General features: G+C 62.7%; 16 protein-coding genes. 12 read left to right on the top strand and 4 right to left on the bottom strand.

The genetic code is table 11. The features are described 5' to 3' along the window. Nucleotides 1-128 precede the first annotated feature (128 nt). From F759_RS0105660 to F759_RS0105630, 6 genes are all read left to right on the top strand, one after another. Nucleotides 129-449 (top strand): YXWGXW repeat-containing protein, encoded by a 321-nt coding sequence (locus tag F759_RS0105660; protein WP_027798999.1) that lies wholly within the window; start codon nt 129-131, stop codon nt 447-449. A gap of 223 nt (nt 450-672) precedes the next feature. Next, nucleotides 673-1,266, top strand: a complete 594-nt coding sequence (locus F759_RS0105650; RefSeq protein ID WP_084534204.1) for an RNA polymerase sigma factor — start codon at nt 673-675, stop codon at nt 1,264-1,266. Next, complete coding sequence (locus F759_RS0105645; RefSeq protein ID WP_027798996.1) at nt 1,263-1,685, top strand: hypothetical protein; 423 nt, start codon at nt 1,263-1,265, stop codon at nt 1,683-1,685. The genes F759_RS0105650 and F759_RS0105645 overlap by 4 nt, the downstream gene beginning before the upstream one ends. Next, nucleotides 1,682-2,191, top strand: a complete 510-nt coding sequence (locus tag F759_RS0105640; RefSeq protein ID WP_027798995.1) for a periplasmic heavy metal sensor — start codon at nt 1,682-1,684, stop codon at nt 2,189-2,191. Before F759_RS0105645 ends, F759_RS0105640 begins: the two co-directional genes overlap by 4 nt. Before the next feature lie 72 nt (nt 2,192-2,263). Further along, complete coding sequence (locus F759_RS0105635) at nt 2,264-3,778, top strand: DUF1800 domain-containing protein (RefSeq protein ID WP_027798994.1); 1,515 nt, start codon at nt 2,264-2,266, stop codon at nt 3,776-3,778. A 5-nt stretch (nt 3,779-3,783) separates the two neighbouring features. Further along, nucleotides 3,784-4,932 (top strand): DUF1501 domain-containing protein, encoded by a 1,149-nt coding sequence (locus F759_RS0105630; protein ID WP_027798993.1) that lies wholly within the window; start codon nt 3,784-3,786, stop codon nt 4,930-4,932. 485 nt (nt 4,933-5,417) lie between these two features. On the opposite strand, the gene F759_RS42975 is transcribed toward F759_RS0105630, so the two are convergent. Further along, nucleotides 5,418-6,227, bottom strand: coding sequence for a nickel/cobalt transporter (locus tag F759_RS42975; RefSeq protein WP_161633307.1), 810 nt, complete (start codon nt 6,225-6,227; stop codon nt 5,418-5,420). Nucleotides 6,228-6,535: 308 nt separating this feature from the next. Then, nucleotides 6,536-7,168: a DUF1007 family protein gene (locus F759_RS0105620; RefSeq protein ID WP_084534202.1), complete on the bottom strand. Its 633-nt coding sequence runs from the start codon at nt 7,166-7,168 to the stop codon at nt 6,536-6,538. On the opposite strand from F759_RS0105620, the gene F759_RS43220 reads away from it, so the two are divergent. Beyond that, nucleotides 7,064-7,282, top strand: a complete 219-nt coding sequence (locus F759_RS43220; RefSeq protein WP_167334005.1) for a hypothetical protein — start codon at nt 7,064-7,066, stop codon at nt 7,280-7,282. The genes F759_RS0105620 and F759_RS43220 overlap by 105 nt on opposite strands. Here the strand turns inward: F759_RS43220 and F759_RS45135 are convergent. Further along, nucleotides 7,219-7,752, bottom strand: a complete 534-nt coding sequence (locus tag F759_RS45135) for an aromatic-ring hydroxylase C-terminal domain-containing protein (protein ID WP_407668517.1) — start codon at nt 7,750-7,752, stop codon at nt 7,219-7,221. The genes F759_RS43220 and F759_RS45135 overlap by 64 nt on opposite strands. 265 nt (nt 7,753-8,017) lie before the next feature. On the opposite strand from F759_RS45135, the gene F759_RS0105605 reads away from it, so the two are divergent. Beyond that, a complete protein-coding gene (locus F759_RS0105605; RefSeq protein WP_027798991.1) occupies nt 8,018-8,818 on the top strand; it encodes a DUF72 domain-containing protein in 801 nt (266 codons plus the stop codon). On the opposite strand, the gene F759_RS44805 is transcribed toward F759_RS0105605, so the two are convergent. After that, nucleotides 8,802-9,707, bottom strand: a complete 906-nt coding sequence (locus F759_RS44805; protein WP_027798990.1) for a LysR family transcriptional regulator — start codon at nt 9,705-9,707, stop codon at nt 8,802-8,804. The genes F759_RS0105605 and F759_RS44805 overlap by 17 nt on opposite strands. Before the next feature lie 98 nt (nt 9,708-9,805). Here F759_RS44805 and F759_RS0105595 point away from each other — a divergent pair, with 98 nt between their 5' ends. From F759_RS0105595 to F759_RS0105580, 4 genes are all read left to right on the top strand, one after another. Further along, complete coding sequence (locus F759_RS0105595; RefSeq protein ID WP_027798989.1) at nt 9,806-10,405, top strand: NADPH-dependent F420 reductase; 600 nt, start codon at nt 9,806-9,808, stop codon at nt 10,403-10,405. Between the two features lie 74 nt (nt 10,406-10,479). Continuing rightward, complete coding sequence (locus F759_RS0105590; RefSeq protein WP_244438786.1) at nt 10,480-10,944, top strand: SRPBCC domain-containing protein; 465 nt, start codon at nt 10,480-10,482, stop codon at nt 10,942-10,944. Between the two features lie 17 nt (nt 10,945-10,961). Further along, nucleotides 10,962-11,465 carry an SRPBCC domain-containing protein gene (locus F759_RS0105585; protein ID WP_027798987.1) on the top strand — a complete coding sequence of 168 codons (504 nt, stop codon included), beginning with the start codon at nt 10,962-10,964 and terminating at the stop codon, nt 11,463-11,465. 25 nt (nt 11,466-11,490) lie between these two features. Beyond that, nucleotides 11,491-12,285: an SDR family NAD(P)-dependent oxidoreductase gene (locus F759_RS0105580; RefSeq protein ID WP_027798986.1), complete on the top strand. Its 795-nt coding sequence runs from the start codon at nt 11,491-11,493 to the stop codon at nt 12,283-12,285. The last annotated feature ends 82 nt before the right edge of the window (nt 12,286-12,367 follow it).

Here is a 12,367-nt window from a genome sequence, read left to right as displayed (position 1 = left end):
TTTGCCTCGCCCAACACCCACTCTCTCGACCACGTTGAACTATCAGCGACGGATTTTCACCGCTGCTGCGTTCAAGAAGAAACGAAGCCGTGCCGCGCTTCGATACTGAGTGAATGGGAGAAGCCAATATGACATCGAGAAAGCCGCTTCGCGTTGGAAGCTACATGCTTTCCGTCGCGCTGACCTGCATCGCCGCGCTGACAGCGGCACCCGCCATCGCGCAGGCAGTGATCATCGCGCCTGTCGCGCCGCCGCCGCCCCGCGCTGAAGTCATGCCCGCGCCCCGCACGGGCTATGTCTGGGATCAGGGCCGCTGGCGTTGGCATCATGGTCGCTATGAATGGGTACCCGGCCACTGGCAGCCGGTTCGCGGCGGTTATCACTGGGTACCTGGGCACTGGGTGCAGCGCGGTCCGAAGTGGCGTTGGGTCGAAGGTCACTGGGCGTGAAGGGCTCGCATGACTTGGGAGACAACTGCTATGAAAACGCTGGTGATACTGCTGCTCGCGGCGTCGCTCGCCGGTTGTGTGGTCTACCCGGCGCGGCCGGTCTACTATCGCCCAGCAGTCGTCGTATATTAAGCAAACCGCGTAAGCAAACCGCAGTCCGCCTTTCATTCATCGATCGAATAATGCTCGCGCAACGAACTTGTGACGATGGAGCCGGCGTGACATGCATTGCACATGTGCCGCGGAGCGCCGTGCCTTGAGCGAACGCGATCCCGACGTGGAGTTGCTCGAGCAGGTCGGCCGGCACGATCCGGCCGCCGTGCGCACACTCGTTGCGCGCAAGCTGCCGCGTCTGCTTGCGCTAGCCACGCGCATGCTGGGCGATCGCATGGACGCGGAAGACGTCGCGCAGGAAGTGTTCGTGCGGATCTGGAAACAGGCCTCGCGCTGGCGAGAAGGCGAGGCGAAATTCGACACGTGGATTCATCGCGTCGCGCTCAATCTTTGCTACGACCGCCTGCGCGGCCGGCGCGAAGATCCTCGTGAAGACATGCCCGACGAGGTCGATCCCGCAGCCCTGCCGGATGTGCGGCTCGAAGCGCGCACCCGCGACGAACGCGTGCGCGAAGCACTCGCCGCCTTGCCCGCGCGGCAACGCGAGGCACTGGTGCTGAGCTATTACCAGGAGATGTCGAACACCGACGCCGCAGCACTGATGGGCGTCACCGTCGACGCACTGGAAAGCCTGCTGGCACGCGCGCGCCGCAATCTGCGCGCTCAACTGGCCGGCAGCGGCCTTAGCAAGGACAAGTCATGACGCCAGAAAGATTCCATCAGATCGTCGAAGCCTATGGCGCCGATCCGCGCCGCTGGCCGCAACAGGAGCGCGCAGCGGGGCAGGCGTGGGCGGAACTGCATCGCGCGCAAGCGGATGCGTGCCTCGCCGAAGCAGCCGCACTCGACGCATGGCTGGCCGCCGACCGTGTTGCACCACCGGACGCGGCGTTGCAGCAGCGCGTCATCGGCGGCGCGCCGGTGCGGCGGCGGCCTGCTTTGCAGCGGCGCGCGTTATGGTGGTCAGGCGCGGCGGTCGCGGGCGTCGGCTTGCTCGGCGGCGCGGTCGGCGCGCTGGCCGTGTCGTTTTTCGTATTGACTGAAGCGGTGCCGCCCGTTCACGAGTCATCTTATTTGACGTCGAGTTTCGGTGGCTCATCCGCCGATTGGAGCGGTGAATGAACAACCGGTCATGGAAAATCGTGCTCGCGGTCTCGCTCGCGCTCAATGTGTTCCTGGTGGGCGCAATTGCCGGTGGTGTCTATCAATGGTTTGCGGCGCGCGGCCCCGCGGCTGCGCTCGTCGCGCAGCCTCGCGCGCTGCGCTTTGCCGCGCAGACGCTGTCAACTGAGCGGCAGAAAGACTTTGCCGACAGCCTTAAACGTGCCCGTCGTGAGGGACGTCAGTTCGCGCGAGAGGGTCGCGATGAGCGCCGCGAGGTGTTGCGCCTGCTTGCCGCGCCGCAGTTCGATCGCGCGGCGCTCGACGCCGCCCTGGCCCGCACGCGCGCGGCCGACAGCAATCTGCGCGCGCAAGTGGAAAGCAATGTGGCGGACTTCGCGGCGAGGTTATCGTCCGAGGAACGGGTCAAATTCGCCGACAGCCTCCGCTTGCACGGACAGTGGCGCGAACCGCTGTCGGGCGCGAATGTCGCCAGGCCGGCTAATCCCGCGTCCGCGGGTGATTAAAAAGTCGGACGGGCGCGACGGATATTTATCGCGCCGCACGTTCAAGCTCTATCTAACGCCGACGAGGATGGCATGGCCACGCCACCGAACCTGACTGCCGCTGCCATTGCGCTGAACCGTTTCGGCCTGGGCGCCCGTGCGGACGATGCGCCGCCCGCCGATCCAAGAGCATGGCTGCTTGCCCAGTTCGACCAATATGAGCCGAGGCCGGCTGCGTGGGCGAGCCAGCCGGACTCGCTGGCGCTATCGAGCGAACTCGAGCAGCAGCGCATGCAGTTACGTCAGCAGAGTCAGCGCAATCCGGGCGATGCCAGCATGCCTGCACAAACCCATGCTCAAGCCGGCGAGCAAACGGCGTCACAGAGCAACGCGCGCAAAGATAAGGAAGCCGAACGAAAAGCCATTCGCACGGAAATACGCGACACCTACCGTTCGTCCGTGGATGCACGCGTGACTAGCGCATTGGTCACACAGACCCCCTTCGTCGAGCGGCTGGTTCATTTCTGGGCGAATCACTTCGCCGTGTCGGTGGAAAAACCCGCTGTAGCCGCGCTCGCCGGCGCATTCGAAGCCGAAGCGATCCGGCCACACGTGCTCGGCCGTTTCGAAGACATGCTGGTGGCTGTCGAACGTCATCCGGCCATGCAACTGTTCCTCGATCAGACGCGTTCGGTAGGACCGGACAGCGTGGCGGCGATGCGAGCCGCGCAGCGCAATCCGGAGCGCAAACGCGGCCTGAACGAAAATCTCGCACGCGAAATCATGGAACTGCATACGCTCGGCGTGCGCAGTGGCTATAACCAGGAAGACGTCACCGAATTCGCCCGCGCGCTGACCGGCTGGAGCCTGGCTGCGAGCCCCGGTGACTCCGTTCGTGCCGCCAGCGCAGGCAGGCCGGCAAGTCCGCTGGCGCAGCAGGCGGCGCCAGGCAGTTTCGTGTTTCGCGAGGCACTGCATGAGCCAGGTTCGCGGACTATCATGGGCCGCCGCTACGATCAGCGAGGCGAACAGCAGGCGCTCGCGATCTTGCATGATCTCGCGAGCGCGCCGGCGACGGCGCAGCACATCGGCTCGAAGCTGGCTCGTCATTTCATAGCCGACAACCCGCCGCCCGGCATGAGCGAGCGGCTCGCGAGCGTGTTCGAGCGCAGCGGCGGCGATCTGCCGTCCGTCTACCGCGCGTTGCTCGACGCGCCGCAAGCGTGGTCGCCCGCGGCCGTGAAGTTCAAGACGCCTTGGGAATGGGCGATTTCGGCGATGCGCGGCCTCGGCTGGCAAGATCTCGGCAATCTGCAGACAGCTCCGATCCTCGCGCAACTCGGTCAACCGGTGTGGCGGCCAGGCTCGCCTGCAGGTTACGACGATATTGCTGCAAGCTGGGCCGCGCCCGACGCACTGGTACGCCGCGTCGAAGTGGCGCAGCGCTTCGCTGCGCGCGTCGGCGACCGGCTCGACGCCCGCTCGCTGGGGCAAGTCCTGCTTGCCGGCTCGCTGAGCGCGCCGAGCGCAGCGGCCGTTTCGCGTGCCGAAAGCGCATCCACGGCCATCGCGCTGTTGCTGGTCTCACCGGATTTTCAACGGAGATGAACGCCATGTCGTCACGCCGTCAATTTCTGCAATTTGCTGCTGCCGGTGCAGGTGCGATTCTCGTATCGCCGCGCATTGCTTTCGCGAATGTCGTCACGGATCGCCGTTTCGTGTTCGTGATTCAGCGCGGTGCGGCCGATGGTCTGAACATCGTCGTGCCATATGCCGAGCCCGCTTACGCATCCTTGCGCGGCGCGCTTGCTGTAGATACGTCGAACGCGCGTCGCCTGGACGGCACCTTCGCGCTCCATCCCGCGCTCGTTCAGATCGGCGCCATGTACGCGGAGCGCGAGGCGCTATTCGTGCACGCGGTCGCATCGCCGTATCGCGACCGCTCGCATTTCGACGGACAAAACGTGCTGGAGACAGGCGGCGCGTCGCCGTATCAGGTGAAGGACGGCTGGCTGAACCGGCTCGCCGCGCTGCTGCCGTCCGTGCGTGAAAGCGCGATTGCGTTCGCGCCGACGGTGCCAATGGCGTTGCGTGGTAACGCCGAGGTGACTTCGTACGCGCCTTCCGCATTGCCGCAAGCGCCAGACGATCTGCTGATGCGCGTCTCGCAGCTATACGACGAGGACGCGCAGTTGCGTCCGCTGTGGGAATCGGCAATGACGGCTCGCGGCCTCGCGGGCGACGCCGGCGCGCGCCAGGACCCCGCGAGCCTCGGCAAGCTGGCCGCAGGCTTCCTGTCGCGCGACGACGGTCCGCGTATCGCGATGATCGAAACCGGCGGCTGGGACACGCACAGTGCGCAGAACGCGCGCCTCGCCAACCAGTTGAAAGCGCTCGACGGCATGCTGGGGGCATTGCGTGACAATATGGGCCCGGCGTGGAGCAAAACCACGGTACTGGTCGCAACGGAGTTCGGCAGAACGGCGGCCGCGAACGGCACAGGCGGCACGGACCACGGCACCGGTTCGGTGGCAATGATATTCGGTGGGGCGGTCGCGGGCGGACAGGTTATCGCTGACTGGCCCGGTCTGGCACCTCGCGATCTTTACCAGGCGCGCGACCTCAAACCGACCACGTCGCTCGACGCGCTGATTGCCGGCGTCGCGAGCGAAAGCCTAGGCCTCGATGCTCAGCGAACGGCTCGCGCGTTGTTCGGCGAGACGGTTGGGGCCAAGCCGCTAACCGGTATCGTGCGCACATAGTGTGGTGCGTTCGACAGTTGACCTGGCTTTGGCGGCTCGGATGCCAATAGTGCCACGACAAGCGGTTGAAGAGTCGGGCATCGCCGAATGGCGTCGACAAACAGAAACTGCGAATTCTGCTTGGGGCAACTTGCGGCACTGCCGGCGAGCTTGCAGATTGTGGCTCTTCATCGTCGGCGATGAATACGCACTGAACAGGCAGGCGAGGAGGTGCGCGCGGGGCCAGCAAGCGGCAGTTGTGATACCCCCGCGTTGCACGAGTTCGTCGGGCGAGATTGCGGGAGGCGATTGGTCCGGTACTCAGCCATACATGACGTTCGGCGATAACCGGTGGTGCGTCGGCTGCACGTTGGATTGCCGTCATTCGCAAACCGGCGTCGGCGAATGGGACTTCTCACTGTAAATGAATGAGTATTCCCGACCCGAAACGGCCTTCCAACTTTCCACACAACGGACCTTCGCTGTCTGTCAACGCTGGAGGACCGTCAGGCGAGCGTGGCCAGTTGCCAGCCAGACAGCAACGCGACTACCCGCCATGCAGCAAACAGCGTGATGACCAGTGCACCTGCGAGCGCCAGGCGCTTGCGGATCATTTGCAGCACCTGCCTGCGAGCGAGGCTACGACCGGAGACCAGCCGGTTGACGCCGAGGCTTGCCAGACCAATCGTCAATACCGTTATCGACACCCCCGCGGCCATAGCGAACGCCGACAATACACCCACCATAAAAATGCCGTTGGCGAGGGCGCCAATCAGAACAAAGATCGCGCCGACACATGGTCGCACGCCCACCGCCAGCCCCGTCATAACAATCTGCCGCGCGATCCAGACGTTCCCGGCCTTCTCGTCCACGCGCGTCCAGTCCCGCGCGCGCCGGCTCGCCAGCGAGCTAGCATTAAGGTAACGGCCGTGCTGAACGTCGTCATTGTTACGCCTCGCCGCAAACAAGCCCGTGCGGCGTTTAGGGATGAGTGTTATGCGCCCGTCGTCGCAGCAGTCGCGACGCGTGACGATCGACCAGACGGTTACGAGGCCGACGCAGAGAAGTGAGATGTAGCTGACAAGATCAAGCGTCGCCGCTCGCGTGAGCACGCCGCCTAGTCCCTCACGCGCGAGCCACGCCGCACTGCCAACAAGGAAAATCGCCGAGATTGCCTGCACGCAGGCGCTCCATACACTGAGCGCAATGGCATGCCCAACGCGAGCACGATGTGACATCAGATACGTGCTCACGACCATCTTGCCATGTCCCGGTCCCAGCGCATGCAGGACGCCGTATCCGAACGACAGCAGCATGAGAGTCCAGCCGGCCAGCACGCTCGCGCCATTGCGCTGCGCGACGAGTTGGTCCTGAAGCTGAACGTTCAGGCGTCCCTGGAGGACGACGCCTGCTGCAATCGCGCGTCGCACAGGGCCCAGCATTGCGACGTGCGGCTCAACGTCATTCTGCGGCGTCGGCGCCTGTACATTGCCTTCGCCTGGCGCCCCCGACGATGTCCTTCCGAAGACGTCGACCGTCTGAGCTCCTGTTGGGTGCATGGCGTTGATCATGAGGAAGACGAGCGCAAACGCGCTACGGCGAATTCTGTAGCGCCCCGCAGGGGTCAACATGAGAGCCTCGTGGAAAGCGGAAAAATGGCACCGCCAAATATGGCGTGAACCTTGTCTTCGAACGCTTGGGCGGTGCAGGTCTTTTCCGCTGTCGCATCGAAAACGATGGGAGCGCCGCTTTTGGACAGCGCCTGAAAATCGACGAAGAAAGTTTCGTCCCATATGCCGAGTTGCACCTGCGCGCGCTTCAGGTCGACTTTATCCGCGAGCGGCAGCACGAACGTATAGACAATCCGGCCGCCTTCGATAGAGACGGCGAAGTCGCGGACCTCGCCGAAGTGCGCAGCCTTGCCGTCCACGAAGACATGTGTAAAGTAGCCGGTCCCCTTCAGTGAATCAAACGCCTGCTGCCTGAAGATGCGAGTGTACTTCGGACTGAGCGGTCCAGATTTCGGCATGCCCGTCAGGTCGCCGACAACTGATACCGGAAATCCCTGCGAGAAAGTCCACTTCTCCTGCACAGCGCTCAATGCCGACCCATCCATCCGCGCAACGCTTGCGTACGTGATCCAGACATGTGGATGAGCGGCGAGCGGCGCTGCGGCAACCGAGAAGCACGCAGCAGCGACGGCGCGGATGAAAGGGAGGACGCGCTCATGGAGAGCGCGCGTAACACGATTTCGCATGGATATCCGCCCGGAACACTACATGTCATTGAATTGGACGCGATTGTCGGCTATGTAGGCGACGCCGTCGAGTGTCCCTTTATGGCCGCGCACGCGCTGAACGATGATGCGTAAAGCGGTCGCTGGCGACGACGACCTGTTTTCACCTGCTGCTTACGGTGAAGTGGGTCGAATGCGTACAACCGGCCATCATGGAACATTCGTTCGGGCGACAGAAGCAACATGCAGACGGCCGCTGTGCTCACACAGGCGGCGCTTTCGATGTTGCAATCAACTAGGCGGATCAACGCCATCCTCAGGTTCGCCAAACCATCGCAATAAGGCCCGGTAATCTCCTCATCGTCAGGTGTGGCTTCACTTGCCCAGGCGACGAACCCATCAGGGCGCACCAGTACAGCGCGCAAACCGAGCCGATTCCTGACGTCGCCTGCGACATAGGTGACCCGGCCTCTCCAACGGCCCGTAAGCGCCCTAAGCGATGCGTCTTTATCGAAGTCCAGCAAGAGACCTTTCCCTTCGCGCAGAAGACTACCAACCTTAGTTCCGCCGACCAGTTCGAAATCAAAAACGCTACGGCCTATCAACGGGTGTTCGCCGCCAAGGTCTTAGCGAAGCGAACCCCCCATACGTGCTCGGCGAGAGATCTTATGCACGAAGCCAAAGACCAGAGCTTTCGTTACCGAAAGGACTTGGGCTTACCAAACCAAGTCTGCCTTTTCCGACACAGCGTTATAGCACTGTGACGATGAGGCTGCCAATAAGCAGCGGCGGCGCTCTTGTTCGCACTAGCCGATAGTCGAGCGGCACCGAAAAAGCCGCATGGGCCCAGACTTTGCTCCGCCTGCACGCATGACCCATGCGACGCATCGCGACAAGCCTCCCACCGCATCACCGCTACATATCGGCTGCGCCGGCTGGGCGTTGTCGTCCAACGTAGCGGCGCGGTTTCCTTCGCAGGGCAGCCATCTCGAGCGATATGCGCGAATCTTCCCTGCTGTGGAAATCAACTCGTCGTTCTATCGCTCGCACCAGCCGAAAACCTACGCCCGCTGGTCAGAAAGCGTATCCGATGCATTCCGGTTCTCCGTCAAGATTCCGCAGACGGTCTCGCACGAACTCAGGTTGCGCGACGCCGATGCCGCAATGAGCGCATTCGTGGCGGAGATCGCACCGTTGGGCGAAAAATTGGCCTGTCTGTTGCTGCAACTGCCCCCGAGCCTTGCATTTGAAAAATCCGCCGCACACGAGTTCTTTGCGCTAGTTTGCGGCCTCACAAACACACGTGTCGTCTGCGAACCGCGCCATGCGACCTGGTTCACCGACGAGGCTGCGCAAACGCTAATAGATGGCGGGGTCGCCTGCGTGCGCGCCCATCCACCCCCCGTCGCCGGCGTGGAACCGGTGGGCGATCCGCGCACTTTGTACATCCGTTTGCACGGCTCGCCTCGAATCTACTATTCGGCCTACGACGAGCCGTTCATCGAAGCGGTGGCGGCGCGGATTGTCGAAGCCCGAAATTCCGGGGCCGACGTCTGGTGTATTTTCGACAACACCGCGCACGGCGAGGCGCTTCCCAACGCCTTGATGCTGATGGAAAAGCTGGAGAAAGCGGCTGGCTCACCCGCGGCCGTTGTCATTGCGTCGCAATGAAAGGCGGCGCGATGCGTAGCGAGAGTGTCGTCGCAAAGAAATCCGTAACACGTCGCACACGTGTTGGCACGAACCGGCGCTTCGGCCAGACAAGGCTGACGTCCTTGGGCTCGCTGACGAACTCATCAAGAACCGTAATCACGTCGGAGTGCTGAAACTCTCTCACAAGAGAGGCCCGATGAAACATGCCGATGCCCACGCCGGCCAGTACGCCCGCCAAGATCGTCTCGACGCTGTTGGACGAAAGATTGCCGCTGACCGGCACGCTGAACCTACCTTGCGGCCCCGTGAACGGCCACTCCATCATGTCGCCATAGACGAGGCAATTGTGATCCGCGAGTTCGGCAGGCGTCTGCGGAATGCGGTGTTGCGCGAAGTAGCGGCGAGAGCCAGCGCAGACGAGCGACGTATCGGCCACGCGGCGCACGACGGAGTCAGGGTCGTTGACGGGACTCACGCGGATTGCCAGATCGATCCGGTCCTCCACCATGTCCCTCACGGCATCCGACAGCACCAGATCGACCCGCAGCCCTGGGTGGCGCGACAACAATTCGGGAATCAGCGGCAGCACGTGTAAGCGGCCGAACGTCGAAGGTGCAGCGATTCTGACAAGGCCTGAGACATCTTGCGTGCTGCTGGTCAGTTCGCTGTCCGCCACATGGATTTCGTCAACAAGCGGTTTTGTGCGCTCGTAATACCTCAGTCCCTGATCGGTCAGCGTCACTTTCCGCGTGCTGCGATGGAGCAGCGCTACTCCGAGGCGCTTTTCCAGCGCGCTCACAGCCTTGCTGATCGCAGACTGCGACTCGCCGGTCTTGCGCGCCGCGGCGGAAAAGCCGCCAGTCTCGACTACGGCGATGAAGACGTTCAGTTCGCGAAAACGATCCATTCTGTTTTGGAATCAGTTTTATGATGAATCGCATTATTATCGTTTGGCAGTACATTAATTACCATCCTTCTCACGCAATTTCGAGAAGGAGCGATTTCATGAGTTATTCGATCATCGGTTTCGGCGAAGTGGGCCAAGCCCTCGCTCGCGCCTTCGCCCGTATGGGTATGGAAGTGGCTGTCGCCAGCCGTCGTCCTCCCACGGCGCTGGCACCGCAGGCGCGGGCGATTGGCCCGACAATCATCCCCGGGACGTTGCAGGAAGCCCTTCAGGCCGACGTCATCTTTCTCGCGGTGCCGTTTCGGGAACACGCAACCGTCGCCAGCGTGTTGGCCAATTGGCAAGGCAAGACGATCATCGACGCAACCAACGCGTATGGCGTGCCCGTCGAAGAACTGGGTGGCCTACAGTCGTCCGCCGTCGTGGCCAAGGCGTTTGCCGGCGCCAAATTCGTGAAGGGATTCAACCATCTGCCCGCTGGTTTGCTGGCCGCCGATCCTAACGTTGAAGGCGGACGCCGCGTCGTGTTTTTAGCCAGCGACGACGACAGCGTAGTGCCACTCGCGGCGACTCTCGCCGAACGCCTCGGTTTCGCGCCGGTGTGGCTCGGCAAGCTCGCCGAAGGCGGCGCGCTTGTAGAAGCGCGCGGACGCACCTGGGCACCGCTGATCTTTCAGGACCTCGTCAAGGCCAACTGAGCCGACGCGAGTCGTCACCGCAATCACACAGACATCAAAAAACCATGCACGAAACCGTCAAATGGCCCGACGAGATGAAACCGAGCCGATCCCCGATTCACTTCACCAACGAGCTTGACGTTGCGGCCTCGGTCGAGACAATCTGGTCGCTGCTCACCGATCCGGCAGCGTGGTCGAGCTTCTATCCCGGCGTCCAGCGCGTGCAGTTGCTCGACGGGCACACGCGCTTGTGCGCCGGTACGCGTTTCGAGACCAATCTGGCCGGGCAGGACGTCTACGCGTCCGTGCAGGAATTCGAGCCGATGACGCGGATAGCCTGGGGTGGCTATCCGAAGGTCGCTGAGCATTCCAGGGCGTATCACGCGTGGATCATCACGCCCACGACCACCGGCTGTCATCTGTGGACGGAAGAAACAATGCAAGGCCGACACTGGATCGACCTGGCCAGGCAGGCGCCGGACGTTTTCTGGCTCGCCCACGAGAAACTGTTGAAGGATCTCGCTGAAGTCGCGGTCGGCCGCGAGAAATCGCAGAACTGAACACCGGAGAGACGAACATGATCGACAAAGTGATTTGGCCCGAGCGTTACGGTCCGCAAATCTCGGCCATCTATGCGCTCAACGACATTGACGTGAAAGCGCCGCCGGAAGTGGTGTGGAAACTGCTGGTCGATGCGCAGCATTGGTCGCGCTACTTTCCCGCCGAAGATCAGGTGAGAATTTTGTCCGGCGAATCTGAACTGGCGCTGGACACGCGCTACCACCGGGTGACGGTCGGTTATCCGATGAGTCTAACCGTAACCGAGTGCGTACCGAACCGTCGGCTCGCGTGGGCAACGACCGTCGATGGCGACGACACCGGTTCCAGCGCCTATCACGGCTGGGTCATCACGCCGACGGACGAGGGCTGCCATGTGCTGACCGAGGAAACGCAGCAAGGCGAATTTTTCCTCGACGTAATCGGACGCCAATACCCCGGCGCACTTTATCGCTACCACCAGGATTGGGTCGAACGCCTCGCCCGCGCGGCGGAAGCCGAAGTGACGAAGCGGGCGAGCTGATTGATGCTCACTCGGAGAAAAGATCATGCATATCGAACTCAACGGACGTAAGGCGATCGTGACGGGCTCCACCGCTGGCATTGGCCGCGCGATTGCCGTAGGGCTGGCGCGTGCAGGCGCGTCGGTCGTGGTCAACGGACGCACGCAAGAACGCGTCGATGCCGCGTTGCGCGAGATGCGCGTCTTGTTGCCGGAAGCCGGCTTGACCGGCGTCGTCGCGGACATCGCCACGGCGGCAGGGTGCGCGGCTCTGTTCGCGCAAGCGCCGGACGCGGACATTCTCGTCAACAATGCCGGCACCGCGCGCCTGAACAATTTCTTCGATCAGGACGACGGTGAATGGCTCGACCTCTTCCAACTCAACGTGATGAGCGGCGTGCGTACCGCGCGCCACTACCTGCCGAAAATGATGGCGCGCGGCTGGGGGCGCGTGGTGTTTATCAGCAGCGAATCGGGGCTGAATATCCCGAAGGAAATGATCGACTATGGCGTCACCAAGACCGCGATCCTCGCCGTCTCACGCGGCCTGGCCGAACTCGTCGCGGGTAGCGGTGTCACTGTCAATGCCGTGCTGCCGGGCCCGACCAACTCCGAGATTCTGTCCAACTGGATGAAATCGACGGCGCAGGAACAGGGCATCACACAGGAGCAAGCCGAGCAACAGTTCCTGAATACTGCACGCCCGACGACGCTGATCAACCGCTTCGCCACCACCGAAGAGGTTGCGAACATGGTGGTATATGCCTGCTCGGAACAGGCTTCTGCGACTACAGGTGCCGCACTGCGGGTCGATGGGGGCGTAGTTCGTTCGATTGCCTGAAGCAGGTTGTGCGGCAACGACGCGAATGGAACTGCGCCATCTGCTCGCTGTTGCCGAAGAACTCCATTGCTCCCGCACGGTG

It is taken from the genome of Paraburkholderia dilworthii (assembly GCF_000472525.1).
GTDB classification, from domain to species: Bacteria; Pseudomonadota; Gammaproteobacteria; order Burkholderiales; family Burkholderiaceae; genus Paraburkholderia; species Paraburkholderia dilworthii.
This window is presented reverse-complemented; position numbering and strand designations above follow the sequence as displayed.